24 protein-coding genes are annotated in these 26166 nt (G+C 64.2%); 9 read left to right on the top strand and 15 right to left on the bottom strand.

Going from position 1 to position 26166, the window contains the following annotated elements; translation table 11 throughout:
• The first annotated feature begins 46 nt into the window (after window positions 1-46).
• Complete coding sequence (locus B4F51_RS16170; protein ID WP_296227164.1) at window positions 47-523, top strand: GNAT family N-acetyltransferase; 477 nt, start codon at window positions 47-49, stop codon at window positions 521-523.
• Between the two features lie 67 nt (window positions 524-590).
• Here the strand turns inward: B4F51_RS16170 and B4F51_RS16165 are convergent, their stop codons facing one another.
• The 7 genes from B4F51_RS16165 to B4F51_RS16135 form a co-directional block, all read right to left on the bottom strand.
• Complete coding sequence (locus B4F51_RS16165) at window positions 591-1307, bottom strand: ABC transporter ATP-binding protein (RefSeq protein ID WP_296227163.1); 717 nt, start codon at window positions 1305-1307, stop codon at window positions 591-593.
• 25 nt (window positions 1308-1332) lie between these two features.
• On the bottom strand, window positions 1333-2109 hold the full coding sequence (locus B4F51_RS16160; RefSeq protein ID WP_296227162.1) for an ABC transporter ATP-binding protein: 777 nt from the start codon (window positions 2107-2109) through the stop codon (window positions 1333-1335).
• A gap of 13 nt (window positions 2110-2122) precedes the next feature.
• Window positions 2123-3259, bottom strand: a complete 1137-nt coding sequence (locus B4F51_RS16155) for an ABC transporter permease subunit (protein WP_296227161.1) — start codon at window positions 3257-3259, stop codon at window positions 2123-2125.
• A 13-nt stretch (window positions 3260-3272) separates the two neighbouring features.
• Window positions 3273-4208, bottom strand: coding sequence for a branched-chain amino acid ABC transporter permease (locus B4F51_RS16150; RefSeq protein ID WP_296227159.1), 936 nt, complete (start codon window positions 4206-4208; stop codon window positions 3273-3275).
• 210 nt (window positions 4209-4418) lie between these two features.
• On the bottom strand, window positions 4419-5627 hold the full coding sequence (locus B4F51_RS16145; RefSeq protein WP_296227157.1) for a branched-chain amino acid ABC transporter substrate-binding protein: 1209 nt from the start codon (window positions 5625-5627) through the stop codon (window positions 4419-4421).
• 452 nt (window positions 5628-6079) lie between these two features.
• Entirely contained in the window at window positions 6080-7054 is a 975-nt protein-coding gene (gene ispH, locus B4F51_RS16140; protein ID WP_296227155.1) for a 4-hydroxy-3-methylbut-2-enyl diphosphate reductase, read from the bottom strand.
• On the bottom strand, window positions 7054-7533 hold the full coding sequence (locus B4F51_RS16135; protein WP_296227153.1) for an FKBP-type peptidyl-prolyl cis-trans isomerase: 480 nt from the start codon (window positions 7531-7533) through the stop codon (window positions 7054-7056). The genes ispH and B4F51_RS16135 overlap by 1 nt, the downstream gene beginning before the upstream one ends.
• Before the next feature lie 115 nt (window positions 7534-7648).
• On the opposite strand from B4F51_RS16135, the gene radC reads away from it, so the two are divergent.
• From radC to nadB, 4 genes are all read left to right on the top strand, one after another.
• Window positions 7649-8323 (top strand): RadC family protein, encoded by a 675-nt coding sequence (gene radC, locus B4F51_RS16130; protein ID WP_296227152.1) that lies wholly within the window; start codon window positions 7649-7651, stop codon window positions 8321-8323.
• Window positions 8324-8495: 172 nt separating this feature from the next.
• Window positions 8496-8729: a 50S ribosomal protein L28 gene (gene rpmB / locus B4F51_RS16125; protein WP_296227151.1), complete on the top strand. Its 234-nt coding sequence runs from the start codon at window positions 8496-8498 to the stop codon at window positions 8727-8729.
• Window positions 8730-8742: 13 nt separating this feature from the next.
• A complete protein-coding gene (gene rpmG / locus B4F51_RS16120) occupies window positions 8743-8913 on the top strand; it encodes a 50S ribosomal protein L33 (protein ID WP_003262397.1) in 171 nt (56 codons plus the stop codon).
• Between the two features lie 189 nt (window positions 8914-9102).
• Window positions 9103-10704, top strand: a complete 1602-nt coding sequence (gene nadB, locus B4F51_RS16115) for an L-aspartate oxidase (protein WP_296227150.1) — start codon at window positions 9103-9105, stop codon at window positions 10702-10704.
• Window positions 10705-10707: 3 nt separating this feature from the next.
• Here nadB and nadC read toward each other — a convergent pair whose 3' ends face one another.
• From nadC to purN, 7 genes are all read right to left on the bottom strand, one after another.
• The gene (nadC, locus tag B4F51_RS16110) at window positions 10708-11595 is read right to left on the bottom strand and encodes a carboxylating nicotinate-nucleotide diphosphorylase (protein WP_296227149.1); all 888 of its coding nucleotides are present in this window, start codon (window positions 11593-11595) and stop codon (window positions 10708-10710) included.
• A complete protein-coding gene (gene nadA / locus B4F51_RS16105; protein WP_296227147.1) occupies window positions 11592-12749 on the bottom strand; it encodes a quinolinate synthase NadA in 1158 nt (385 codons plus the stop codon). Before nadA ends, nadC begins: the two co-directional genes overlap by 4 nt.
• 178 nt (window positions 12750-12927) lie before the next feature.
• Entirely contained in the window at window positions 12928-14118 is a 1191-nt protein-coding gene (locus tag B4F51_RS16100) for a DesA family fatty acid desaturase (protein WP_296227145.1), read from the bottom strand.
• A 361-nt stretch (window positions 14119-14479) separates the two neighbouring features.
• The gene (locus tag B4F51_RS16095) at window positions 14480-15844 is read right to left on the bottom strand and encodes a mechanosensitive ion channel family protein (protein ID WP_296227143.1); all 1365 of its coding nucleotides are present in this window, start codon (window positions 15842-15844) and stop codon (window positions 14480-14482) included.
• A gap of 25 nt (window positions 15845-15869) precedes the next feature.
• The gene (locus B4F51_RS16090) at window positions 15870-16439 is read right to left on the bottom strand and encodes a phospholipase D family protein (protein ID WP_296227141.1); all 570 of its coding nucleotides are present in this window, start codon (window positions 16437-16439) and stop codon (window positions 15870-15872) included.
• Window positions 16436-17824: an RsmB/NOP family class I SAM-dependent RNA methyltransferase gene (locus tag B4F51_RS16085; protein WP_296227140.1), complete on the bottom strand. Its 1389-nt coding sequence runs from the start codon at window positions 17822-17824 to the stop codon at window positions 16436-16438. The genes B4F51_RS16090 and B4F51_RS16085 overlap by 4 nt, the downstream gene beginning before the upstream one ends.
• A complete protein-coding gene (gene purN / locus B4F51_RS16080) occupies window positions 17821-18471 on the bottom strand; it encodes a phosphoribosylglycinamide formyltransferase (RefSeq protein WP_296227138.1) in 651 nt (216 codons plus the stop codon). The genes B4F51_RS16085 and purN overlap by 4 nt, the downstream gene beginning before the upstream one ends.
• Before the next feature lie 402 nt (window positions 18472-18873).
• Here purN and B4F51_RS16075 point away from each other — a divergent pair, with 402 nt between their 5' ends.
• On the top strand, window positions 18874-19539 hold the full coding sequence (locus B4F51_RS16075) for a response regulator transcription factor (protein ID WP_296227134.1): 666 nt from the start codon (window positions 18874-18876) through the stop codon (window positions 19537-19539).
• A 51-nt stretch (window positions 19540-19590) separates the two neighbouring features.
• Here the strand turns inward: B4F51_RS16075 and B4F51_RS16070 are convergent, their stop codons facing one another.
• Window positions 19591-21423, bottom strand: coding sequence for an ATP-binding response regulator (locus B4F51_RS16070; RefSeq protein WP_296227133.1), 1833 nt, complete (start codon window positions 21421-21423; stop codon window positions 19591-19593).
• A 208-nt stretch (window positions 21424-21631) separates the two neighbouring features.
• Between B4F51_RS16070 and B4F51_RS16065 the strand changes: the two genes are divergently transcribed.
• The 3 genes from B4F51_RS16065 (at window position 21632) to lspA (ending at window position 26153) form a co-directional block, all read left to right on the top strand.
• Entirely contained in the window at window positions 21632-22639 is a 1008-nt protein-coding gene (locus B4F51_RS16065; protein ID WP_296227131.1) for a bifunctional riboflavin kinase/FAD synthetase, read from the top strand.
• Window positions 22640-22743: 104 nt separating this feature from the next.
• The gene (gene ileS / locus B4F51_RS16060; RefSeq protein WP_296227129.1) at window positions 22744-25623 is read left to right on the top strand and encodes an isoleucine--tRNA ligase; all 2880 of its coding nucleotides are present in this window, start codon (window positions 22744-22746) and stop codon (window positions 25621-25623) included.
• Complete coding sequence (gene lspA, locus B4F51_RS16055; protein ID WP_296227127.1) at window positions 25623-26153, top strand: signal peptidase II; 531 nt, start codon at window positions 25623-25625, stop codon at window positions 26151-26153. Before ileS ends, lspA begins: the two co-directional genes overlap by 1 nt.
• Window positions 26154-26166 lie beyond the last annotated feature (13 nt).

Genomic DNA, 26166 nt, shown 5'->3' with positions numbered 1-26166 from the left:
CCGCCCTCCTCGGCTTCACCGCTGTTCCCACACCCTGAGGTTTGCCATGGCCGCAACGCATTTTGTTCCGGCCACGGGGATCGTTTTGTCCGACGATCCTGCGTGGCTCCCGCTGGACCAGATCTACGGCTTCCTGTCGCAGGAGACGCACTGGGCGCGCGGCCTGCCCCGCGCGGTGTTCGACCGATCGATCGTCAACTCGCTCGCCTTCGCCGCCTACCAACTGAATGATGACGGGTCGCACGGCGACCTCGTGGGCTTCGCGCGCGTCGTCACCGACCGCGCCACGTTTGCATATCTGTGCGATGTGTTCGTGCTGCCAGAATGGCGCGGCAAGGGCGTCTCGCACGCACTGATGCATTTCCTGCGCGAGCATCCTGAGCTGCAAGGCCTGCGCCGCACGGTGCTGGTCACCACGGGCGCCGACTGGCTCTATCGCAAGCATGGCTTTACCGACGTGCCCGGCGGCAGCGGTTTCATGCAACTGCATCGGGCCAACCTGTACCAGGCCGCCTCGCTCTGACGCCCCCAAAGAAAAAGCCTCGCAATTGCGAGGCTTTTCCGTAACGCTTGGAAACGCTCGGTAGCGCTTATTCGCCCAGGTAAGCGGCCCGCACCTTCGGGTCATCGAGCATCTGCTTGGCGTCGCCGCTCATGGTGATGAGACCGGACTCCATCACGTAGCCGCGGTGTGCCGCCTGCAGTGCCAGGCGCGCGTTCTGCTCAACGAGCAGCACGGTCACGCCCTGCGCCGAGATGTCACGCACGACCTCGAAGATCTTCTCCACCATGATCGGCGAGAGGCCCATCGACGGTTCGTCCAGCAGCAACAGCTTAGGCTGGCTCATCAGCGCGCGCGCCATGGCCAGCATCTGCTGCTCGCCGCCCGACATCGTGCCGGCCAACTGGTTGGCCCGCTCCTTCAGACGCGGGAAGATGCCAAACATGCGGTCGATGTCGGCCTTGATGTTGGCCTCGTCGTTGCGTGTGAAGGCGCCCATCTGCAGGTTCTCGACAATGGTCATGCGCGCGAACACGCCGCGACCTTCCGGCACCATCGCCAGCCCCTGCTTGAGCAGGTTGTAGCTCGGCACGCCCTTGATGGACTTGCCCAGGTACTCCACGTCGCCGCCAGCCCAGTGCTGCAGGCCGGTGATCGCCTTCATGGTGGTCGTCTTGCCGGCGCCGTTGGCACCGATGAGCGTCACCAGTTCACCTTCGCGGATCTCAAGATCCACACCCTTGACCGCCTGAATGCCGCCGTACGCAACCTTCAGCCCGGAAATTTTCAACATCGTCGGTTTCATCCGTATTCCTTTTCCGGCGGGCTAATCAATGCGCGGCTGCGCCGAGGTAGGCCTCGATCACGGCCGGGTTGCTCTGCACTTCGTGCGGCAAGCCCTGCGCGATGACCTTGCCGTAGTCGAGCACGGTCAGGCGGTTGCACAGACCCATCACCAGCTTCACATCGTGCTCGATGAGCAGGATGGTCTTGCCGTCAGAACGGATCTTGTCGAGCAGGCCACGAAGTTCGACCTTTTCGGTGGCGTTCATGCCGGCGGCCGGTTCGTCCAGGGCCAGCAGCTTGGGCTGCGTGGCCAGGGCGCGAGCGATTTCCAGACGGCGCTGGTGGCCATACGACAGGTTGCGCGCCGTGTAGTTGGCGTACTTGCCGATACCGACGTACTCCAGCAGGTCGTGCGCCCAATCTTCGATGGACTGCTCTTCTTCGCGTGCAGCCTTGGTGCGGAACACCGCGCCGATCAGGCCGGCCTTGGTGCGCACGTGGCGGCCGACCATGACGTTTTCCGCCGCGGTCATGTCGCCAAACAGGCGGATGTTCTGGAACGTGCGCGCAATGCCGGCCTTGGCCACTTCGTGCACGGCGGTCGGCTGGTACGGTGTGCCACCCAGTACGAACTCGCCGGCATCGGGCGTGTACAGGCCGGTGATGACGTTGAAGAACGTGGTCTTGCCGGCGCCGTTCGGGCCGATCAAACCGTAGATCTCACCTTCCCGGATTTCCAGGCTCACGTCGGACAGCGCCTGCAGGCCGCCAAAACGCTTTTGAACTCCTCGGATCGAGAGGAGGACGTTGTTATTGCTCATGTGCGTGCCTCCATCAGATGCGGGACAAACCACCGACCCGCGCCTTCTGCGGACGGTCTTCCTTGCGCGGCGAGGGCCACAGGCCCGCAGGGCGATACAGCATCACCCCCACCATCGCCAGGCCGAACAGCAACTGACGCAGCACTTCCGCTTCCACAATCACATGGCCGAACAGCTTGTTCTGGATCGGCTCGGCCAGCGCACGCAGCAACTCCTGGAAGCCCACCAGCAGGATGCCGCCCAGGATCACGCCCGGGATATGCCCCATGCCGCCCAGCACCACGATGGCCAGGATGTAGATCGACTCCCACAGCACGAACGATTCCGGCGACACGAAGCCCTGGAACGACGCGAACATCGCCCCCGAGACGCCGCCGAACGACGCACCCATGGCAAACGCCAGCAGCTTGATGTTGCGCGTGTTGATGCCCATCGCCTTGGCGGCGATTTCGTCTTCACGGATGGCAACCCAGGCACGACCGATACGCGAGTTCTGCAGTCGCAGGCACACGATGATGATGATCGCGGCCAGCGCAACGAACAGGTAGTAATACATATGGACCGACTCGAAGCGGATGCCGAAGAATTCGTGCCGTTTCGAAAAGTCGAACCCGAAGATCCGTACCGGCTCGATCAGGTTGATGCCCTTCGGACCGTTGGTGATGTTCACCGGGCGGTCGAGGTTGTTCATGAAGATGCGGATGATCTCACCGAAGCCCAGCGTCACGATGGCGAGGTAGTCGCCGCGCAGCTTGAGCGTCGGAGCGCCCAGCAGGATGCCGAACGTCGCCGCCAGCCCCGCGCCCAGCGGGATCACCCACCAGATCAGCAGATGCAGCCCGTTGGGGAACAACTGATGGATCCACTCGAACTGGTTGGTCAGGTGCGGCGAGCCCAGCAGCGCCATCATGTACGCCCCCACCGCGTAGAACGCGATATAGCCCAAGTCGAGCAGGCCAGCAAAGCCCACCACGATGTTCAGGCCCAGGGCCAGCATGATGTACAGCAGCGCGAAGTCCAGCACGCGCACCCAGTAGTTGCCGCCCGCGGCACCGACGATGAACGGTGCAAACAGGGCGAGGATCAGGAAGCCGTAAAGCGCAGCACGCGTCTTCTTCGGCGCCTTGAATTCGGTTGCAGTTTCTGTCATGGCGCTCCCCTTCTTATGCACGGTCCGCAACACGTTCGCCCATGATCCCCGACGGCCGGAACAGCAGCACGCAGATCAGCACGACGAACGCGAACACATCCTGGTAGTTCGAACCGAACACACCGCCAGTCAGATCACCGATATAGCCGGCACCCAGGGCTTCGATCAGGCCCAGCAGCATGCCGCCCACCATGGCGCCCGCCAGGTTGCCGATGCCGCCCAGCACCGCGGCGGTAAACGCCTTCAGGCCGGGGATGAAGCCCATGTAGAAGTGGGCATTGCCATAGTTGGTCGCCATCATCACGCCCGCGATCGCTGCCATGGCAGCACCGATCATGAAGGTGGCGGAGATCACGAAGTTGGGGTTCACGCCCATCAGGCCTGCCACACGCTGGTTCTCGGCGGTAGCGCGCATGGCACGGCCGAGCTTGGTGCGGTTGACCAACAGCGTGAGCCCGATCATCGTCAAGATCGACACTACGATGATGACGATTTCCTTGCCGGTGATGGTCGCGCCCGTGGAGCCGATGTCGATCGGATTCGAAGGCAAGAGCTCCGGGAAGCTCAGCGGGTTACGCGACCAGATCATCATCGCCAGGGTCTGCAGCACGATCGACACGCCGATGGCAGTGATCAGCGGCGCCAGGCGCGGCGCGTTGCGCAGCGGCCGGTAGGCGACCCGTTCGATGGTGTAGGCGACGACGGCGCACACCGGCATCGCAAACAGCAGCGCCAGAACCAGGGTGATCCAGTCAGGCAGGTTGGGGAAGAACTTCTGGAGGAAGTTGATGGCGGTCAGCGCGGACATTGCGCCAATCATCAGGACGTCGCCATGGGCGAAGTTGATGATGCCGAGAATACCGTAGACCATGGTGTAGCCAAGTGCGATCAGCGCGTAAATGCTGCCGAGCACCAGACCGTTCACGATCTGCTGGATAAAGATATCCATGAGAACAGCTCCTGCTATGCCTTGCTCTGTTGTAGGCGACGGGATGACGCGCCCGCAAGGTATGCGATCAATCGGATGGGTAAGGTGAGGTTGCTGGTAAGCGGCCTGCCGACGCGCCCATGGTGAGGGCCTTGTTTGTATGGCGAGGCTATAAAAAACGGCACCGCAAGGGTAGGCGCGGTGCCGTTTCCAAGGGCGATAACCCTTCGATTACATCTTCACAACGTCAAGAACGGTCTTCTTCTTGTCCTTGTAGTTGTACAGGGTGATCGAACCTTCCTTCAGGTCACCCTTCTCGTCGAACGCGATGTTGCCGATCACGCCGTGATAGTTGGTTGCCGGCATGGCAGCCAGGATCTTGGCCGGATCGGTCGAATTGGCACGCTTCATCGCGTCGATGATCACGTTGACGGCGTCATACGTGAACGGTGCGTAGATCTGCACCGGCGTGTTGAAGCGCGCTTGATACTTCTTCTCGAAGTCTGCGCCCTTCTCCATCTTCGACAACGCCAGGCCCGCCTCCGAGCAGATGATGTTGTCGATAGCGTCGCCGGCCAGTTCAGCCACCTTGTCGGTACACACGCCGTCGCCGCCGACGATCTTGGCCGTGATGCCCAGTTCCTTGGCTTGCTTGGCGAACGGACCACCGGTGGCGTCCATGCCGCCGTACATGATCACGTCCGGCTTCTTGCCCTTGATCTTGGTCAGAATGGCCTTGAAGTCGGTAGCCTTGTCGTTGGTGGCTTCACGCGCCACCACATTCACGCCGTCGGCCTTCGCGGTCTTTTCGAACTCATCGGCCAAGCCCTTGCCGTAGGCGGTGGCGTCGTCGACGATCGCCACGCTCTTGGCACCCAGAGTCTTGGCGGCGTAGTTCGCCAGGGCCGGACCTTGCTGCGCGTCGGTTGCAACCACGCGGTAGGTCGTCTTGAAGCCTTGCTTGGTGTAGTCGGGGTTGGTCGACGACGGCGAGATCTGCACGATGCCTGCATCGCTGTAGATCTTGGAGGCCGGGATCGAAACGCCCGAGTTCAGGTGGCCGACGACGGCAACCACGTGCTCGTCGACCAGCTTCTGCGCCACGGCGGTGCCGGTCTTCGGGTCAGCGGCGTCGTCTTCACCCACCAGCTCCAGCTTGATCTTCTTGCCGTCGATGGTCAGGCCTTCCTTGTTGGCTTCTTCAACGGCCAGGCGTGCACCGTTTTCGTTGTCTTTGCCAAGGTGAGCAATACCGCCCGTGAGCGGCGCAGCGTGACCGATCTTGACGACGGTCTCGCCACCACCGGCAGCAGCGGCCGGTGCCGACGTTGCTGCAGGTGCAGCAGCTTGGTCTGCGGGCTTTTCCTCGTTCTTACCGCAAGCTGCTACGAGTGCCACGGCAGCCGCAAGCGGCAGAACTTTGGCAAACTTGATTTGCATGAGTGATCTCCTAGATCTCGCAAGAGCAAGGAGAGCGTCCTGCCTCCCGGCCGCTCCCCCCGCGCCGATTGTTTCAATTTGAAACGCGCGCATTGTATCCCCTTTTTTTGCGGATGCAATACGCGTCGCAACAACGATTTTTACAGTAACTACGCCGTTTTACGGGCTTTCCCCAATGCACAAATAGAGGGGATTTCGCGCAGACCATCGCGAATAGCGAACGGGTATATCAAGAAGCATGCCAATACAGGGAAAACCCCGTATCTACGCGGCTTGGCGGGCCATTCACACGGCAGATCAAGGACTGGGTGGCATTGAAGTCGTTTTTGCGATGCACAAAAAAGCGGCCACTCCTATTGGGAGTGGCCGCCGGCTTCTCAAAAGCGATTTATGCACCGCATTAGGGCGCACTGTTTTTGTGCGCTTTTAAGTGGGTATTTACATAACCAGGTTCAATTGATTTGAAGCCCCCTCGGAAGGGGGAAGGACATGTTTTCCTGAATTCCCTCCAGAGGCCGTACAGTGCGGGCCCCCAGCGCCTTGAGGCGGTCGACGATGGACTGCGCCAGCTCCTCCGGCGCCGAAGCCCCCGCCGTCAGGCCCACGCGGCGCTTGCCGGCTACCCATTCAGGCTTTACTTGCTCGGGCGTATCTACCATATAGGCAGGCACACCCAGCTTTTCAGCCAGTTCGCGCAGACGGTTCGAGTTCGAGCTGTTCGGGCTGCCGACCACGATCACCACTTCCACCTGCGGCGCCATGAACTTCACGGCGTCCTGACGGTTCTGCGTGGCATAGCAGATGTCCTGCTTCTTGGGCTCGTGCACGGCCGGAAAGCGCGCCTTGATGGCGGCCACGATCTCCTGCGTCTCGTCCACCGACAGCGTGGTCTGCGTAACGTACGCCAGCCGAGTCGGGTCCTTCACCACGAGATGCGCCACGTCGCCCACCGATTCAACGAGCAGCATGCCGTCGTCGGCCTGGCCCATGGTGCCCTCCACCTCGGGGTGGCCCTTGTGACCGATCATGATGATCTCGAAGCCCAGCGTGCGCATCTTCGAGACCTCCACATGGACCTTGGTCACCAGCGGGCACGTTGCATCGAACACGCGTAGGCCGCGCGCCTCCGCCGCCTCCCGCACCGCGCGCGATACGCCGTGCGCGCTGAAGATAACCGTGCCGCCCACCGGCACATCGTCCAACTCCTGCACGAACACCGCGCCCTTGTTGCGCAGGTCGCCCACCACATAGGCGTTGTGCACGATCTCGTGGCGCACGTAGATCGGTGCGCCGAACAGTTCCAGCGCGCGCTCGACGATCTCGATGGCGCGGTCGACGCCGGCGCAGAAGCCGCGCGGCTGCGCGAGCAGGACTTCGGCATCGGCCCGGGTGACAGGATCGACCGGGACGTTCACGGTGGTGCTCATTACAGAATGCCGATCAACTGGACTTCGAACAGAATGGTCTGCCCAGCCAGCGGGTGGTTGAAATCAAACAGCGCGGAGGTCTCACCGATCTCCTTGAGAACGCCAGCGTATTTGCCGCCGCTTGGTGCGTTGAACTCAACGAGGTCGCCCGGCTGGTAGTCCTCCTCAAACGAGGAGTTCTCGCGCAGCGTGGCCAGTGACACGCGCTGCAGCAGTTCCGGATTGCGCGGGCCGAATGCGTTCTCGGGCGCCAGGCGGAACGTCGTGCGCTCGCCCTCGTGCATGCCGAACAGCGCCTGCTCGAGCGTCGGCGCCAGTTGGCCCTGGCCCAGCAGCAGCGTGGCGGGCTTGTCGCCGAAGGTGGTGACGATGTCCGTGTCGTTTTCCAGGGCGATCCGGTAGTGCAACGTCAGATAGGAATCCGGACCGACCACCTTGCCCGCGCCGCTTGCCGGCGCTTCGTTCACCAAATTTTGCACGCTCAACCCGCTTGACAAGAAAGTAACCCGTTATTGTACGTCAGCCCCCTTCCGGGCCGCTGGCACGGCGCGCACCGCACACCGGTAACCAGCGCCCTCTTGTCCAATCTCAAATATGGCAATCGTTGACTGGCCCGCCCACGAGCGGCCTCGAGAAAAGCTGCTCGCCCACGGCCCGGCCGCGCTGTCCGACGCCGAACTCCTGGCCATCTTCCTGCGCGTGGGCATGCCGGGCAAAAGCGCGGTCGATCTGGCGCGCGAGCTGCTCACACATTTCGGCTCGCTCGGGCGACTGTGCCACGCGTCACAACAAGAATTTTCGTCGATCAACGGCATGGGGCCGGCCAAGTACGCGCAATTGCACGCACTCCTGGAGGTGGCTCGACGCGCGCTCAAGGAAGACATCACCCACGGCCAGGCTTTCGAATCTCCGCAAAGCGTGAAGGACTTCCTTCGCTTGACGCTCGGCCACCGCCCGCACGAGGTGTTCGCCTGCCTGTTCCTGGACGTGCGACACCGGCTGATTGCGTGGGAAGAACTCTTTCGAGGCACGCTGACGGAAGCCCGCGTCTACCCGCGTGAGATCGCCAAGCGCGCGTTACATCACAATGCGGCGGCAGTCATCCTGGCCCACAATCACCCCACCGGCCACGCCGAACCCAGCCAATCCGACATCACCCTGACCCGCGAACTGTGCCGCGCGCTGGCGCTTCTCGACGTGATGGTCCTGGATCACATGATCGTTGGCCGCACCACGGTTTACGGCTTCCTGGAGCACGGCAAGATGTAGCGCCGACGCCGCTCAGTCAGCAATTCATCGATCTCGTTGATTTGACAGCGGTTTTGTGTGTATAATCCGCGTTTCGCTGAAGTGTCCCACCTCTACAGTGGCGCTGCGCATGGCCCGAGTCCTCGCGCCCGGTCGCAAACTGTAGTCATACGAATCAAGTTAGGAGTGCTCCATGGCACGCGTCTGTCAAGTGACCGGGAAAGGGCCGATGGTCGGCAACAACGTTTCCCACGCAAACAACAAGACCAAGCGCCGTTTTCTGCCGAACCTGCAGAACCGCCGCTTCTGGGTCGAGTCCGAAAACCGCTGGGTGAGCCTGCGCGTCTCGAACGCCGGTCTGCGCCTGATCGATAAAAAAGGCATCGACGAAGTGCTCGTGGATCTGCGCGCACGCGGCGAAGTCTAACTAGGAGTTCATCATGGCCAGCAAAGGCGGACGCGACAAGATCAAGCTGGAATCGACCGCAGGTACGGGTCATTTCTACACGACCACCAAGAACAAGCGCACCAAGCCGGAAAAGATGGAGATCATGAAGTTCGATCCCGTCGCCCGCAAGCACGTCGCTTACAAGGAAACCAAGATCAAGTAATCCTCACGGATACCTGCCTTGTTTCCGCCCGTCCATCGCTAACATGGACCGGCACCGAGAAACCCGCCCCACGGCGGGTTTTTTGTTGTCTGCGCAGGGCGTGAGCTGCGGTGTACACTGCCTGTCTTTCCCATTGACACGCGACTGTGCTATCCGGCAGCCGCGTTTGCCTCGCGTCTCGCACTTTCCATGAATTTCGATGTTGCCGTCGTCGGCAGCGGCCTGGCGGGCCTGACCGTCGCCCTGCACCTCGCCGATCACCGCCGCGTGGTCGTCATCAGCAAACGCAGCCTGCCGGAAGGCGCCAGCGACTGGGCACAGGGCGGCATTGCCGCTGTGCTCGATTCCGGCGACAGCCATGATGAGCACGTCGACGACACGCTCATCGCCGGCGCTGGGCTGTGCGACGAAGCGGCCACACGCTACATCGTCGAGAACGGGCGCTCGGCCATCGAATGGCTGATCGGCCACGGCGTGCCCTTTACGCGCGACGAACAGGCCGAACTCGGCTTCCACCTCACGCGCGAAGGCGGCCACCGCCACCGCCGCATCATCCACGCAGCGGACGCCACCGGCCATGCCGTGGTGACGACGCTGGTGGAGAAAGTGCGCAATCACCCGAACATCACGCTGCTGGAAGACCACTTCGCGATCGACCTGATTACCGACGCGAAGCTGGGGCTGCCCGGCATGCGCTGCCACGGCCTATACGTGCTCGATTGCGAGAGCGGCCGCGTGAAAACACTCACGGCGGAACACACCGTGATGGCCACCGGCGGCGCGGGCAAGGTCTATCTCTATACGACGAACCCCGACACGGCCAGCGGTGACGGCATCGCCATGGCATGGCGCGCGGGCTGCCGCGTGGCGAACATGGAGTTCATCCAGTTCCACCCGACTTGCCTGTATCACCCGTTCGCCAAGTCCTTCCTGATTACCGAGGCGGTACGCGGCGAAGGCGGCAAACTGGTCCTGCCCGACGGTACGCGTTTCATGCCCGCACACGACGAGCGCGCAGAGCTGGCCCCACGCGACATCGTTGCCCGCGCCATCGACTTCGAGATGAAGAAGCGCGGCCTGGACTGTGTCTACCTCGACATCAGTCATCAGAGCCCCGCATTCCTCAAGGAGCACTTCCCGACCATCATGGCGCGCTGCCTGGAGCTGGGCATCGACATCACGCGCCAGCCGATTCCGGTCGTGCCGGCAGCGCACTACACATGCGGCGGCGTGGTGACGGACCATCTCGGCCGCACGGATATCGCCGGCCTATACGCCGTGGGCGAGACAGCCTACACCGGCCTGCACGGCGCCAACCGGCTGGCGAGCAATTCACTCTTGGAATGCATGGTGATCGGACGCGGCACGGCGGAGGACATCCTCGCCCAGCCGCAATCGAAGCCGACTGCCGTGCACGTGCCGGCGTGGGATGAGAGTCGCGTAACCGATGCCGACGAGGAAGTCGTCGTCTCGCACAACTGGGACGAGCTGCGCCGCATGATGTGGAACTACGTCGGCATCGTGCGCACGAACAAGCGGCTGGAGCGCGCGCAGCATCGCATTGCCCTGCTACGCGAAGAAATTACTGAGTACTACGCCAATTTCCGCGTGAGCCACGACTTGCTGGAGCTGCGCAACCTCGTTGAGGTCGCTTCGCTCATTGTCGACAGCGCGCTGTCACGGCATGAGAGCCGCGGCCTGCATTTCTCGCGCGACTACCCCGAGACGCTGCCCAAGGCCCTGCCGACGGTCATGCAGCCGACCCATCGGCAGATCGCGCGCAAGCGCTAAGGCCTATTCCACAATCCGCAGCGAGTAGTCGGTCGCGCGCACGTCCTTCGTGAGCGCGCCGACGGAAATACGGTCCACGCCCGTCTCGGCAAACGCGCGGATCGTGTCGATGTTCACGCCGCCGGACACCTCCAGCAGCGCCCTGCCCGCCGTCACCCGCACGGCCTCGCGCATGGCGGGCGTGTCGAAGTTATCGAGCAGCACGGACGTGGCGCCCGCCGCCAGCGCTTCATCGAGCTGGGTGAGCGTTTCCACCTCAACCTGGATCGGCACACCGGCATTCAACGCCTGTGCCGCACGCAGGGCCGCCGTCACGCCTCCGGCCGCTGCGATGTGGTTTTCCTTGATCAGGATGCCGTCATACAGCGCCAGGCGCTGGTTCTCACCGCCGCCGATGCGCACCGCATACTTCTGCGCCAGACGCAGACCCGGCAGCGTCTTGCGCGTGTCGAGCACGCGAGCGCGCGTGCCGGCGATGATCTCGGCATAACGCGCGGTGGCAGTTGCCACACCGGAGAGCAACTGCAGGAAGTTCAGCGACGGGCGCTCAGCGGTCAGCAGCGACCGCGCCGGGCCTTCGACCTCGCACACCAACGAGTCGGGCGCCATGCGGTCCCCCTCCTGCTGGCGCCACGTCACGCGCAGCGTCGGGTCGACGGCGCGCATGCATGCCTCGAACCACGGCGTGCCGCACAGCACGGCACGCTCGCGCACGATCACGCGCGCACGCGCATGACGATCGGCAGGAACCAGCAAGCCGGTGCGATCCCCCGTGCCGACATCCTCGGCAATGGCCGTGGCCACATTGGCGGCCAGCGCTTCGCGCAGCGCGGAACCGAAGCTGTCAAAAATTGCCTGCGCTGTGCTTGCGCTCATCTGGGTTGTCGTCATGCCGGGCCGATTCCTTGAAAGAGTTGCGCATTGGCCGCCGCTGCCAGATCGCTGCCCTGCGGCCGGACCGCGGCTTTCTCGCGCGCGGCAAAGTCGAGCATGCGGTCGATGCAGACCACGGCCTGCTGACCGATGGCCGGATCGACGTGAATTTCATTGCGGCCGGTTTCCAGCACTTCGGCAAGGTTGGTCAGTGCGTTCATCGCCATCCACGGGCAATGCGCGCAACTCTTACACGTGGCGCTGTTGCCGGCGGTCGGTGCTTCGATGAAGCGCTTGCCGGGCGCAGCCATGCGCATCTTGTGCAGGATGCCGTTGTCGGTGGCGACAATGAACTCCTGCGCAGACAAAGACTGCGCCGCCGCGATCAGTTGCGAGGTCGAACCCACCACATCCGCCTGCGCCACCACCGATTCCGGCGATTCCGGGTGCACGAGAATCTTCGCGTTCGGATACTCGGCGCGCAGCAGGTCCAGCTCCACACCCTTGAATTCATCGTGGACGAGGCACGAACCCTGCCACAGCAGCATGTCGGCGCCGGTCTGCTTCTGGATGTAGCTGCCAAGATGGCGGTCCGGCGCCCACAGGATCTTCTTGCCCTGTGCATGCAGGTGCTGCACGATCTTCAGCCCGATGGACGACGTCACCATCCAGTCCGCGCGCGCCTTCACGGCGGCGCTGGTATTGGCATAGACGACCACCGTACGGTCCGGGTGCGCGTCGCAGAAGGCGGCAAACTCGTCCGGCGGGCAGCCCAGGTCCAGCGAGCAGGTTGCCTCCAGATCCGGCATCAGCACGGTTTTTTCAGGGCTGAGTATCTTGGCGGTCTCGCCCATGAAGCGCACGCCCGCCACCACCAGCGTCTTGGCTGAATGGTCACGGCCGAAGCGCGCCATCTCCAGCGAATCCGAAACGCAACCGCCCGTTTCTTCGGCCAGATCCTGCAGATCGGCATCGACGTAATAGTGCGCGACCAGCACGGCCTCACGTTCCTTGAGCAGGCGCTTGATGCGGGCCTTCAGTTCGTCGCGCTCTTCACGCGACAGCACGGGCGGCACTTTGGCCCAGGCGTGGGCGACACAATTGGCACCGGATTGCGCCTCGGCGAGCATGTCCGGGCGCTCGAATTCAACCGTCTTGATGTGGGTTTCCATGGTGGTCTCCCCGTCCGGTAGAACGCCAAGAAGCTGGCGTGGCAATGAAACGGACGGCGTGTGAGGAGGACTCGCACCGCGATGCTTTGTCGCGGCTTGTTGAAAGTATGAGTTGGGGCAGTTTACCCAAAAGAAAAGCCCCGCTGCGGAGCGGGGCTTCACCTATGAAACAACCAGATCAGGCGTAACGGCGCAGACGCTGGGCAAATTCCTGCAGCGCGTGGATGCCGCTTTCCTCGGCGCGCTTGCACCAATCCTGCAGTTGATTCAACAGTTGCTCACGCGTGGCGTTCGAACGACTCCACAGGGCACCCAGCTCACGACGCATTTCCACAAAGGTGTGCAACGAGGAATGATCCGAGACAATCTGCGAGAGCTGTTCGCGCTGTGGTGCGCCCAGCTTGGCCTCGTCGCGGTGGAACCACTTGCGGGCCGGCTTCAGCGCACGGTATTCAACATCGCGCGACTCCTTCAGCTTGGCCAGTTCCTGACGGTAGGCAGCCTTGACGGTCTTGGCGTAGCGAGCCATCACGTCGTAGCGGTTGGCGATGATGGCTTCCAGCGTGTTCTGGTCGACCGGCTTTACATCGCCAAAGCGTGCCTTTGGCGCCACTTTCTTGACCTTGGCCAGACCGATAATCTCCAGCGCGCGGATGTAGCCCCAGCCGATGTCGAACTCGTACCACTTGACCGAGAACTTGGCCGACGTGGCATACGTGTGGTGGTTGTTGTGCAGCTCTTCGCCGCCGATGATGATGCCCCACGGCGACACGTTGGTCGAAGCGTCTTCGCAGTCGAAATTGCGATAACCCCAGTAGTGGCCCAGGCCGTTGATGATGCCGGCGGCGTGGATCGGGATCCACAGCATCTGCACCGCCCACACTGTCAGGCCGAGCGCGCCGAACATCAGCACGTCCAGGATCAGCATCAGGCCGACGCCCTGCCAGGTGAACTTGGAATACAGGTTGTGCTCGATCCAGTCATCCGGCGTACCGTGGCCGAACTTCTGGATGGTTTCCGTATTCTTGGCCTCGGCGCGGTACAGCTCGGCGCCTTCGAACAGAACCTTGCGGATGCCACGCGTCTGCGGGCTGTGCGGGTCGTCTTCGGTCTCGCACTTGGCGTGGTGCTTACGGTGGATAGCGGTCCATTCCTTGGTGACCATGCCGGTGGTCAGCCACAGCCAGAAGCGGAAGAAATGCCCGGCGATGGGATGCACGTCCAGCGCACGGTGCGCCTGGCAGCGGTGCAGGAAGATGGTGACGCTCGCGATGGTGATGTGAGTCACCACCAGCGTAAAGATCAGGATTTGCCACCAGGCCCAGTCCAGCGTGCCGTTGGCAAGGAAATTCAGGAAGGAGTCGATCAAAGTGTTCTCCGTGGTCAACTCGGGGTGATTGAGGCAGCCTAAGTCGAAAGTGACGATGCTGCCTCTTCAGGCCATCCGCTGTCGCAGGATCACGACAGCGGGTCGTCTTGGCGGGGATCGGGTGCGGGCACCCGGCTTGCGCGTCACATCGGTGGGCTTCCAGCCGCACCGGTCATATGACCTCCGCCCCTGCGCAATGCAAGATATCTGCGGTGCTTTGCCGCAAGTGGAAATCATTGCGACGGCGCCGTCTGATCCTTTATGGGAGCACCCGGCATTTTAACCGAATACCCCTTCTAATCCATGGGGGAAAACCGCCAATTTGACCGAAAACAAAGGGCATCGTTCCTGGCGAGAAGTGCTAGGCCGACGCGGATGGATTGGCTGATGGGGCGCCTACATCACCCGAAGCCCCCTGCCGCAGCGCCTGCGGCCCCAGCACGCGCACCTCACGCTGCGGATATGGGATCTCGATGCCTGCTTCCTTGAAGCGACGATAGATCGCCCGGTTCAAGCCGGACTGCACCCCCAGCTTGCCGTTATGCGGATCGTTGATCCACACGCCCAGTTCATATTCGATGCCGCTGTCGGCAAACAGGGCCATGAACGCGGCCGGCGCCGGCTCGGTCAGCACGCGCGGGACGCCCTCGGCGCATTGCACCAGCAACGCGAGCACGGACTCCGGATCGGCCGCATACGAAGCCTGCACGCGCACCGCCACCCGCACCGTGCCGCGCTCGTTATGGTTCTGCACGGCCTGTGCGACCATCAATTCGTTCGGCACCAGCGTGTCGCCGTCGCCGTTGCGCACCACGGTGTAGCGGGTGCGGATCTGCGTGACGATGCCGGTGAAGTTGCTAACCGTGATCTGGTCGCCCAGCTTGAGCGAGCGCTCGAGCAGGATGATGAAGCCTGAGACGTAGTTGCTGGCGATCTTCTGCAGACCAAAGCCCAGCCCCACGCCCAGCGCACCGCCAAACACCGACAGCACCGTCAGGTCGATCCCAACCAGCGACAGACTCAGCAGCAACGCCACCACCAGCAGCACCGCGCGGGCCACGCGCGAGAGCACCACTTTCAGGTTCGCATCCAAGGCCTTGGAACGCGAGAGGCGGCCATCCAGCCACGAGCCGAACCACATCGCGATGAGTACGGTGAGCAGGATCCACACCGCCGCCATCAACATGGCCGCGAGGTTCACCTTCTGCTTGCCGCCAATCGAGAACTGGATGCTCTCCAGGTAATCGACCACATCGCCCAGCACACCCAGCACGTAGAGCGCCATGCCGACCCACATCAGCGTGGTCAGCACGCGCTCGACCAGCACCAGCATGCCGTGCAGGTTGCCGCTGGCAGACAGCACGCGGCGCAGCACGTAAAACGCGAGATACAACATCGCCAGGCCGAACAACGGCACCGCCGCCAGCCGGAACACGCTGATGGGCATGACGCCGACCAGCGCGTAGCGCGCGCCCAGCACCAGCAGCCAGCCGATCAGCGGGAACATCGCCCGCTCCAGGCTCGACCATGCAAAACGCTGCGCAAACGTGTCGTTCACATGGCGCGCATGCAGGCGCCGCGCCAGCGGTCGTGCCGCCAGCCAGGCCACGCCCAGCAGCAGCACCAGCACCACGAGTTGCCAGATAAAGCGCGGGCCACCCAGATCGCTGACGATGTCACCGATCATGTGGCCGAGCGCGATGTGGTTCAGGGGCAATCCGTTCATCGGAGACACCGGCTATTGAGCGCGCTCACTGCGTGCGATAGGGCAATGCATCGCCCAGGTGCTTCTGCCAGTTGGCTGCGTAACGCTGCGCGAGGTCAGCATCGCCGCGCACGATCAGCACGTTCTCGGCATTGCCGCGCTGCGCGGTTTGCGTGAAGTTGAAGCTACCGGTCACCAGCACCGGATTCGGCCCGTGCGGGTCGATCACGATGACCTTGTTGTGCGCGTTCTTGTAGCGCACCTCCAGCCAGACGGGGATGCCCGCATTGGCGATCTCGGGCACGCGGCTTCCGTTTGCACGCATCATCTGCTCGCGGTCGGCCAGCACGCGCACATCCACGCCGCGCTGATGCGCCGCCAGCAACGCCCGCGTGATCGCCTTGTTCGACAGCAGATACGCCTGTACCAGCACCTGCTGGCGAGCCTGGCCGATGACATCGGCCAGCAGCCCTTCGATGTCGTCGTCAGGCGTGAAGGCAGCCTGCACCGTGCCCTTGGCCGCCAGCACCGGCGGCGTGTTGCGCGCCTGGGCGATGCCGCCCGCGCCGAACACCAACGCAGCGGCCAGGATCCATCCCAATCGGCGCAGCATCATGCGCGGCGCTCCAGCACGGCCGCGAAGAAGCCGTCGGTCTGGTGCACATGTGGATAGAGCTCCAGGTACGGGCCCATTTCCAGCGCGATTTTCTGCGCGGCCAGCACCTCGCCGGCGGGTACGAGCACGAAGTCTTCGTGCGCGGCCAGGAACTGCTCGACCACCTGCTGGTTCTCGCGCGCCAGCACGCTGCAGGTTGCATAGACGAGGCGGCCGCCCGGCTTCAACAGCCGCGCCGCCGAGGCGAGGATCGACTGTTGCTTGGCCGACATCTCTTCCACCGCCTGCGCAGACTGGCGCCACTTCAAGTCTGGATTGCGGCGCAGTGTGCCCAGGCCGCTACACGGCGCGTCGACCAGCACACGGTCGATCTTGCCGGCCAGGCGCTTGATCTTGGCATCGTGCTCGCTGTCGATGCGGCCCGGATGCACATTCGACAGCCCGCTGCGCGCCAAGCGCGGGCCCAGGTTCGACAAGCGTTTTTCCGACACGTCGAAGGCGTACAGGCGCCCGGTCGAGCGCATCGCCGCACCGATTGCCAGCGTCTTGCCACCCGCACCGGCACAGAAATCGACCACCATCTCGCCGCGCTTGGGCGCCAGCAATTGGCACAGCAATTGGCTGCCCTCGTCCTGCACCTCGACCGTGCCGTTGGTAAAGATGTCGAGCTTGTTCAGCGCCGGCTTGCCGGCCAGGCGGATACCCACCGGCGACAGCGGCGCCGCCGCGCTCTCAATGCCGGCCTCGGCCAGCGTAGCGAGCACCGCATCGCGCTCGCCCTTGAGCGTGTTTACACGCAAATCCAGCGGCGCCGGCGTCAACCATGCCTGGGCCAGCGCCTCGGTAAAGTCGGCGCCGTGCTGCGCGACCAGCGCATCGAACAGCCAGTCCGGCAGGTTAGCGCGCACGCGCGGCGCCAGGGCGGCGCGGTCGCGAAGCTCCCAGCGGTCCAGCCACTCGGCTTCGACCGGCGTCAGGAACGGGGCGATGGCCTCGCGGCCAGCAGTCTGCGCCAGCCCCAGCAGCGCCAGGCGACGACGCGCCGGGCCGAAACCGCTCTCGGCAAACTGGCCGAATTCGACCTTGCGGCGCAGCACGGCGAAGGCGGCCTCGGCGATGATGCCGCGCTCGCGGTGGCCGAGTTCGTGGTGCTCACGGAAATACTGGCTGACGACCATGTCCGCCGGGGCGGCGAAGTGCAGCAGGCGGGCGAGCACCTTGTCCAGATGTTCGAAATGGCTGCCGTGCACGCCAGTGCGGGGACGTGGCGCGCTGCGTTGCGGAGGCTTGCCCTGCGGCGCCCGGTACCATCCACTTCCACCGCTCGAACCCGGGCGCTTGTTGCCGGCCCCGTTGTTGCGCGAGCGCTGACGATCCTGACTCATGCTGCCTCCCGGGCGTTGGCGTCAATGACAAGCTGTGAAGCATCCGGCGAAACTCGCACCACGCCTCGCTCAACGCTCAAGCGCCCTTCCACAAACCAGCGCGCAGCTCGGGGGTAAATCACGTGTTCCTGCGTCAGCAACCGCGCGGCCAGCGTCTCGGGCGTGTCACTCTGCCGCACCTCGATGGCGGCCTGCAGCACGATCGGGCCGTGGTCCAGCTCGGCGGTCACGAAGTGGACCGTCGCGCCATGCACCTTCACGCCCATGGCCAGCGCCTGTTCGTGCGTGTGCAGGCCGGGGAAACACGGCAGCAGCGACGGATGGATATTCAGCATGCGCCCGGTGTAATGGGTGACGAAGCCCGGCGTCAGGATGCGCATGAAGCCGGCCAGCACCACCAGATCGGGCGCAAAGCCGTCGATCACCTGCGCCAGGGCGGTATCAAAGCTGTCGCGATCGGCAAAAGCCTTGTGATCGACCACGGCGGTGGCAATACCGTGCGAGGCGGCAAATTTGAGGCCTGCGGCGTCCGGGCGGTTGGAAATCACGGCCGCGATGCGCCCCGGCCAACCCTCGGCCTGACATGCGCGGACGATGGCTTCCATATTCGAGCCACGTCCGGAAATAAGAATGACGATGTTTTTCATCGCGGCATTTTATCAAGTGCGCCGCACTCCCCCGAGAAAATCCGGTGTGACGCGTGCACGACCGCGCTGGGGCCGCCCCCGGGGTGCTTTTGCCGCCAACGTGGTATTTAGCCGACGCGCTTCAGAAAAAACCCTGCCGAGCCGATAAAAACGGGCGTCAGGGCGTTGGCGCGTCGCACTGCGGTCTGATAATCTCGACACCATAATTGTCCGCGTGCCCGGGGGTCGGGTGTGCTGCCAGCGATGATCCGACGGCCATCCAGCCTCGGAGCATCCTGCGCTGCAACATCGCGCGGTCAATAACCGTGACGGCCGTTCGGCACCAAGCCTGACGGCCACCGCCCGCGCCGGGTCGGCACGCGTACAACAACAAGAGGGCACTGCCCTCACCGGGGAATAAGAATGACAAGCTCGCTGCGTAGCCTGCTGGTGGTCGACGACCACCCTCTCGCCTTGTCTGGCACGACCACGTTTCTTGCGCAAGCCTTGCCTGAAGTCCAGGTGCACGCAGCCATCGGCCGCCGCCAGGCGCTGGCACTGGTCGATGACGGCGTCCGCCCGGACGTCGTGCTGCTTGATGTGTGGTTGTCCGACTGCACCGGCTTCGATGCGATGCGCGAACTGCGCGGCAAGCTGCCCGAGGCGCGCTTTGCCTTCATGTCAGCCGAGAACACACCCGAGATCGTCGCCAAGGCGCAGGCGCTGGGCGCCATCGGCTTCATCGGCAAACACGCCGATGCACATGCCTTCTCCAAGGCCGTGGCGGGCATCTTCGGCGGCGATTCGTCGTTCCCGTCGGAAGACGACCTTGGCGGCAGCAACGGCAAGGGCGGCGCCTCGCACGGCATCCCCATCACGCCGGCCGAGCTGGGCCTGACGCCGCGTCAAGGCTCGGTGCTGGCGCTACTGCTCGAAGGGCTGCCAAACAAGTCCATCGCGCGCCAACTGGGCCTGACGGAAAACACCGTCAAGGAACATGTCTCGGCGATCCTGCAGCGGCTGGGCGTGCGCACGCGCATCCAGATCATCTCGCGCATGGAGCGCTTCCGCCTGACCGGCGCGGCTTGATCGCCTGATCTCCGCGGCGCTGCCATCGACGGCGCCAGTCCAACCGCTTCCTCAGTATGCAACCTGCGGCTCGGCCGCGCGCCCGCGCAGCCAGCGCTTGAGCAGTACGCGCAGCATGTTCGGGTCCATCGGTTTGGCCAGCAGCAGGTAGCCGGCTTCTTCGGCGCGCGCCAGTGCGGCGGAGTTGCGATCGCCGGTGAGCAACACGGCGTGCGCATCCGGATGGCTGACCTGCCAGCGTTCGAGCAACTGCAGGCCGTCTTCCTTGCCGGGCAGGCGCAGGTCGCAGAAGATGATCTGCGGGCGCAGGCCCTTCGCAAGCAGTTGATCCGCGGCGGCGCCGTCGGCGGCGCTGTGCACCTCCACGCCCCAGGCTTCGAGCAGCGCGTGCCAGGCCTTGCGGATCTGCGGGTCGTCGTCCACCACCAGCACCACGCCCGAGAAGCGCGGCTGATCGAGCACCGCGCGCTTCTGCTCGGCACGCGGCTGGGCGGCCAGCGGCGCCTTGACCTCGGCCGGCACGGGGCGCAACGCCATCCAGAACATCGACCCGCGCCCCGGCACCGAACGCACGCCAAAGGTGCCGCGCAGCAGCCGCACGCATTCCTTGTAGATCGCCAGGCCCAGGCCGAGGCCCTGACTCGGGTCGCGCTCGGGGTTCTCGACTTGGTAATACGACGAGAAAATGTCTTTCTGGTGTTCCGGCGCGATGCCGATGCCGGTATCCCACACCTCGATGCGCAGATGCTTCTGGCGCACGCGCAGCGCCACCATCACACCGCCGCGCTCGGTATAGCGCAGCGCATTCTGCAGCAGATTGAACAGCGCCCGGCGCAGCAGCACCGGCTCTGCCATGCCAAACACGGGCAGCGGCGGAATACGTTGCGTCAGGGTCAGCCCCTTGGCGCGCGCATCGGGCATGAACTGCTGGACCACCTCGGTGATGACTTCGCCCAGGTCCACCGGCTCCAGCGTCGGCGAGGTCTTGCGGCTCTCCAGCTTGGACAGGTCCAGCAACGAGCGGAACAGCAGGTCGATGGTCGCCGCGCCCGAAGCGAGCTGCTCCACCAACGGCGCCAGCGATTCCGACTGGTTGCGCGCCCGCAGTGCCTCCACCAGCAGCACGATCGCGTGCACCGGCTGGCGCAAGTCGTGGCTGGCGGCGGCCAGGAAGCGTGACTTTTCTTCCGACGCCGACAGCGCGCGCTGCTTCTCGTCCTGGTAGCGGCGCGCGAGCTGGCGGCTTTCGTTTTCAAGCTGGATCTCGCGCACCAGCGTGTTGTAGATATTCGCGGCATGCCGCGCAAGCAGTGCCGCAAAGAACAGCAGCACCCCGCGCAGGTACAGCCCATGGCCCGGAAACGCCTGCTCGGCCAGCACGAAGTGCGGTGCCAGGATGCCCGTCCCGAGGATCAGCAAGCTGGATGGCACCGGTGCCTGCGACAGCACCGCCCCCGCCGCCACGCCGATGATGACGATCATCAGCAGGCTGCTGAACTCCAGCGACGGCGACATCAAGTACAGCCCCGCTGAGCAACCCCACGCCACCCCGCCCACCGCCGACATGACGTGCATGCCCGTCCACCACTTGCGGGTGTGCGCAGCCAGCGTCATGCGGGTCAGATCGTACCGGTAGCCGAAGTAGAAACGCAGGCCCGAGGCGGTCAGGCACAGCATGATCAGGCTCCAGCCCAACAGCGCCGGCCGGTTCGGGGCACCCCAGAACGCTGCGAGCGTCAGGGCGGGCAGCACGACCGAGGCCGCAATCCCCATGGGTGCGCCGCGATGCACGGCAGCGAGCAGCTTGGCCCGCGCGTCGAGCTCGAGCGGTGCGCGGCTGGCCAGCCCGAACTTGGCGAAGAGAAGGCGCAACGAGGCGTTCAAAGGGATGCAGGGAAGAGACCGGATATCGGATTGTGCCGCAAGCCCGTCACAATCGGACATACATTCGGGCGATTGTGCAACACCCCGGGGCGCGCGCCGATGGTGGGACAATCCCTTATATAATGTGCGTTTTGCTGGATTTTTGCGGACTAGCGCGCCAATCCGGCACGAAAACCGTTTCTTTTTTCTTCGACCACCGACGCCTCTCGTGAAAGTCTTTCGCGGCCTGCCCAACGCCGAGAGTCGCGCGCCCTGCGCGCTGACCATCGGCAACTTCGACGGCGTGCACCGCGGCCACCAGTCCCTGCTGGCCCGTGCACGCGCGGCGGCCGACGCACGCGGGTTGCCGCTCACGGTCATGACCTTCGAGCCGCATCCGCGCGAATTCTTCATGCCGGACCGCGCGCCCACGCGTATTGCGTTGCTGCGTGACAAGCTGGAGAGCCTGCGCCGCCAAGGCGTCGACCGTGTGGTCGTGGAGCACTTCAACGCGCATTTCGCCGCGCAAACGCCTGCCGAATTCGTGCGCAACGTGCTGGTCGACGGCCTGCACACGCGCTGGCTGCTGGTGGGCGACGACTTCCGCTTCGGCGCCAAGCGCGCGGGCGATTTCACGTATCTGCAGGCCGCCGGCGCGCAGTTCGGCTTTGAGGTCGAGCAGATGGGCTCGGTGTCGGAGAGCGGCATCCGTATCTCCAGTTCGGCCGTGCGCGAAGCGCTGGCCAAGGGCGACCTCGAACACGCGCGCCGCCTGCTCGGCCATGGTTATGCCATCAGCGGGCACGTGGTGCACGGGCAGAAGCTCGGCCGCTCGCTGGGCTTCCCGACCCTGAACCTGCGGATTTCGCACCGCAAGCCGGCCGTGTCAGGCATCTTCGTCGTGCAGGTGCACGGGCTGGCCGAGGAGAACGACAGGCCGCTGCCGGCCGTGGCCAGCATAGGCGTGCGCCCGACCGTGGACGACTCCGGCCGCGTGCTGCTGGAAGTGCACCTCTTCGATTACCACGCCAGCGTCTACGGCAAGCTGGTGCGCGTCGAATTCATGAAGAAGCTGCGCGACGAGGCCCGCTTCGATTCGCTCGACGCCCTGAAAGACGCCATCGCGCAGGACTGCATCGACGCGCGCAACTTCTTCGGTCTGCCGATTCCACCGGCCGGTGAATCGCCCGCGCTGCGGCGCGATTTCGCTACGTCGGCCACCGACCGAATTCAGTAGGCGGCTGACGCACCCGCCGCCCGAACGCCACACCGCGCACGCGCCCTGCACCGATGGACGCGCTGCACCGATCCGATTTGCCCGAATCTGCCCCACATCACACCATGTCTGACGCCAAGAAGCCCACGCCGGAGAAGAGCAAGTACCCGGTCAACCTGCTGGAAACACCCTTCCCCATGCGCGGCGACCTGCCCAAGCGCGAGCCGCAGTGGGTCAAGCAATGGCAGGACAAGCAGCTCTACAAGAAGATCCGCGCCGCGCGCAAGGGCGCCAAGAAATTCATCCTGCACGACGGCCCGCCGTACGCCAACGGTGATCTCCACATCGGCCACGCGGTCAACAAGATCCTCAAGGACATGGTGATCAAGTCGCGCGGCCTGACCGGCCTGGACGCGGTGTACGTGCCCGGCTGGGACTGCCATGGCATGCCGATCGAAATCCAGATCGAAAAGCAGTTCGGCAAGGGCCTGCCCGTCAAGGAAGTGCAGGAAAAGGCGCGTGCCTACGCCACCGGCCAGATCGCCCGCCAGAAGGTCGATTTCGAACGCCTGGGCGTGCTGGGCGACTGGGCCGATCCGTACCTGACCATGAACTTTCGCAACGAAGCGGATGAGGTGCGCGCGCTGGGCAAGATCCTGGAGAAGGGCTATGTATTCCGCGGCCTGAAGCCGGTCAACTGGTGCTTTGATTGCGGCTCAGCGCTGGCGGAAGCCGAAGTCGAATACGCTGACCGAACCGACTTGTCGATCGACGTCGGCTTCCCGTTTGCCGATATCGACGCGCTGGCGAGCGCCTTCCATGTGGGCGCCGACGTGCTCAAGGCCAAGCCGGGCTGGATCGTGATCTGGACCACCACGCCGTGGACGATCCCCTCCAACCAGGCGCTGAACCTGCACCCGGAAATCGAATACGCGCTGGTCGACACGCCGCGCGGCCTGTTGATCGTCGCCAAGGAGCGCGTCGAAGCCTGCCTGCGGAGCTGGAAGCTCGAAGGCCCCGTGCTGGCAACGTGCGAAGGCGCGGCGCTCTCGGGCGTGCGCTTCCATCACCCGCTGGCCAAGATGGATGCGGGCTACGACCGCACCTCGCCGGTCTACCTGGGCGACTACGTGACCACCGACACTGGTACCGGCATCGTCCACTCCGCGCCGGCCTACGGCGTGGAAGACTTCCAGTCGTGCAAGGCGCACGGCATGCCCGACGCCGAAATCATCAACCCTGTGATGGGCAACGGCGTGTATGCATCGACGCTGCCGCTGTTCGGCGGGCTGTCGATCTGGGACGCCAACCCGAAGATTGTCGAGGTGCTGGAGCAGAGCGGCAACCTGTTCGACGCGCACAAGTACAGCCACAGCTACATGCATTGCTGGCGCCACAAGACGCCGATCATTTATCGCGCCACCTCGCAGTGGTTCGCGGGGATGGACGTGCAGCCCAACGACGGCAACGCCACGCTGCGCGAGACCGCGCTGGCCGGCATCGACACCACGGCGTTCTACCCGTCGTGGGGCAAGCAGCGCCTGCATAACATGATCGCCAACCGCCCGGACTGGACGCTCTCGCGCCAGCGCCAATGGGGCGTGCCGATGGCCTTCTTCGTGCACAAGGAAACGGGCGCGCTGCACCCGCGTACGCCTGAGTTGCTGGAACAGGTCGCACAGCGCATCGAAAAGAGCGGCATCGAAGCCTGGCAGACGCTCGACCCGCGCGAACTGCTCGGCGATGAAGCCGATATGTACGAGAAGAACCGCGACACGCTCGACGTGTGGTTCGACTCGGGCACGACGCACTGGCACGTCATCCGCGGCTCGCACGCGGCGGACTTGTACGACGCCTCGGCCGAGTTGCCGGAAGGCCGGCTGGCCGACCTGTACCTGGAGGGCTCGGACCAGCATCGCGGCTGGTTCCACTCGTCGCTGCTGACCGCCTCGATGCTGTACGGCAAGCCGCCGTACAAGGGGCTGCTCACGCACGGCTTCACGGTGGACGGCGAAGGCCGCAAGATGTCCAAGTCGATCGGCAACACGATCGCGCCGCAGGAAATCGCCAACAAGATGGGCGCCGAGATCATCCGCCTGTGGGTGGCCTCGACCGACTACTCGGGCGAACTCGCCATCTCAGACGAGATCCTCAAGCGCGTGGTGGAAAGCTACCGCCGCATCCGCAACACGCTGCGCTTCCTGCTCGCCAACCTGACGGATTACGACCACGCCAAGCACGCGCTGCCGACCGAGCAATGGCTGGAAATCGACCGCTACGCCGTGGCGATGACGGATGCGCTGCAGAAGGAAGTGCTGTCCCACTACGACGTGTACGAATTCCACCCGGTGGTCGCCAAGCTGCAGACGTTCTGCTCGGAAGACCTGGGCGGCTTCTACCTCGACGTGCTGAAGGATCGCCTGTACACCACGGCGCCGGATTCGCTCGCACGCCGCTCGGCACAGAACGCGCTATACCACATCACCCAGGCGATGCTGCACTGGATGGCGCCGTTCCTGTCGTTCACGGCCGAAGAGGCTTGGCAAGTGTTTGCGCACGGCACGGAGCACACCGACACCATCTTCACCAGCACCTACTACAACGCTCCGGTACCGCAAGGCGCCAGCGCGCTGCTCGAGAAGTGGGTCGCCATCCGCAACGTGCGCGGCGAAGTGACCAAGCAACTGGAAGCGCTGCGCATCGACGGCAAGATCGGCTCGTCGCTGCAGGCGGAGGTGACGGTCTCGGCGGGCGACACGGTGTACGACGCGCTGGCCAGCCTCGGCGACGACCTGCGCTTCGTGCTGATCACGTCGGCGGCCAAGCTCGAGCGTGCGCCGGAAGGCGGCGACCTGCTGATCAGCGTGGTGCCCTCGACCCACGCCAAGTGCGAGCGCTGCTGGCACTACCGCGCCGACGTCGGCCACGATGCGGCCCACCCGACTTTGTGCCGCCGCTGCACCGACAACCTGTTCGGCGCCGGTGAACAACGGAGCGCTGCGTGATGGCAACAACTCGGGCAACCCGCAACAACGGCAGGAGCAAAGCAGTTTCGCGTAGCAGCAGCGGTCATGGCCTGGGCCCGTGGCTGGGCCTGGCCGTCATCTGGATCCTGCTGGACCAGTTGACCAAGGTCGCCATCCTCAAGACCTTCACCTACGGCGAGTCGCGCCCGATTACCGGGTTCTTTAACCTGGTGCTGGCATACAACCGGGGCGCGGCGTTCTCGTTCCTGGCAGCGGCGGGCGGCTGGCAGCGCTGGTTCTTCACGGGCCTGGGCGTGGCGGCGGCACTGTTCATTGTGTGGCTGCTCAGGCGCCACAGCGGGCAGAAGCTGTTCTGCTTTGCGCTGGCGCTCATTCTGGGCGGGGCGCTCGGCAACGTGATCGACCGCCTCATCTACGGCCACGTGGTGGACTTCCTGGACTTCTACCTGCGCGGCTACCACTGGCCCGCCTTCAACGTGGCGGACTGCGGCATCACCATCGGCGCTGTGCTGCTGATCGTCGACGAACTGCGACGCGTGCGCCGCTGAGGCCCTTGCCGCC

This window comes from Ralstonia sp. UBA689, assembly GCF_002298975.1.
Lineage (GTDB): Bacteria > Pseudomonadota > Gammaproteobacteria > Burkholderiales > Burkholderiaceae > Ralstonia.
Note: the sequence above shows the minus strand (reverse complement) of the source record. Positions and strands in the feature narration are given on the sequence as shown.

Bases quoted from the DNA above. Each gene is read 5' to 3' on its own strand.
- B4F51_RS16170 (WP_296227164.1), top strand. From the start codon at position 47: ATGGCCGCAACGCATTTTGTTCCGGCCACGGGGATCGTTTTGTCCGAC.
- B4F51_RS16165 (WP_296227163.1), bottom strand. From the start codon at position 1,307: ATGAAACCGACGATGTTGAAAATTTCCGGGCTGAAGGTTGCGTACGGC.
- B4F51_RS16160 (WP_296227162.1), bottom strand. From the start codon at position 2,109: ATGAGCAATAACAACGTCCTCCTCTCGATCCGAGGAGTTCAAAAGCGT.
- B4F51_RS16155 (WP_296227161.1), bottom strand. From the start codon at position 3,259: ATGACAGAAACTGCAACCGAATTCAAGGCGCCGAAGAAGACGCGTGCT.
- B4F51_RS16150 (WP_296227159.1), bottom strand. From the start codon at position 4,208: ATGGATATCTTTATCCAGCAGATCGTGAACGGTCTGGTGCTCGGCAGC.
- B4F51_RS16145 (WP_296227157.1), bottom strand. From the start codon at position 5,627: ATGCAAATCAAGTTTGCCAAAGTTCTGCCGCTTGCGGCTGCCGTGGCA.
- ispH (WP_296227155.1), bottom strand. From the start codon at position 7,054: ATGAGCACCACCGTGAACGTCCCGGTCGATCCTGTCACCCGGGCCGAT.
- radC (WP_296227152.1), top strand. From the start codon at position 7,649: ATGGCAATCGTTGACTGGCCCGCCCACGAGCGGCCTCGAGAAAAGCTG.
- rpmB (WP_296227151.1), top strand. From the start codon at position 8,496: ATGGCACGCGTCTGTCAAGTGACCGGGAAAGGGCCGATGGTCGGCAAC.
- rpmG (WP_003262397.1), top strand. From the start codon at position 8,743: ATGGCCAGCAAAGGCGGACGCGACAAGATCAAGCTGGAATCGACCGCA.
- nadB (WP_296227150.1), top strand. From the start codon at position 9,103: ATGAATTTCGATGTTGCCGTCGTCGGCAGCGGCCTGGCGGGCCTGACC.
- nadC (WP_296227149.1), bottom strand. From the start codon at position 11,595: ATGACGACAACCCAGATGAGCGCAAGCACAGCGCAGGCAATTTTTGAC.
- nadA (WP_296227147.1), bottom strand. From the start codon at position 12,749: ATGGAAACCCACATCAAGACGGTTGAATTCGAGCGCCCGGACATGCTC.
- B4F51_RS16095 (WP_296227143.1), bottom strand. From the start codon at position 15,844: ATGAACGGATTGCCCCTGAACCACATCGCGCTCGGCCACATGATCGGT.
- B4F51_RS16090 (WP_296227141.1), bottom strand. From the start codon at position 16,439: ATGATGCTGCGCCGATTGGGATGGATCCTGGCCGCTGCGTTGGTGTTC.
- B4F51_RS16085 (WP_296227140.1), bottom strand. From the start codon at position 17,824: ATGAGTCAGGATCGTCAGCGCTCGCGCAACAACGGGGCCGGCAACAAG.
- purN (WP_296227138.1), bottom strand. From the start codon at position 18,471: ATGAAAAACATCGTCATTCTTATTTCCGGACGTGGCTCGAATATGGAA.
- B4F51_RS16075 (WP_296227134.1), top strand. From the start codon at position 18,874: ATGACAAGCTCGCTGCGTAGCCTGCTGGTGGTCGACGACCACCCTCTC.
- ileS (WP_296227129.1), top strand. From the start codon at position 22,744: ATGTCTGACGCCAAGAAGCCCACGCCGGAGAAGAGCAAGTACCCGGTC.
- lspA (WP_296227127.1), top strand. From the start codon at position 25,623: ATGGCAACAACTCGGGCAACCCGCAACAACGGCAGGAGCAAAGCAGTT.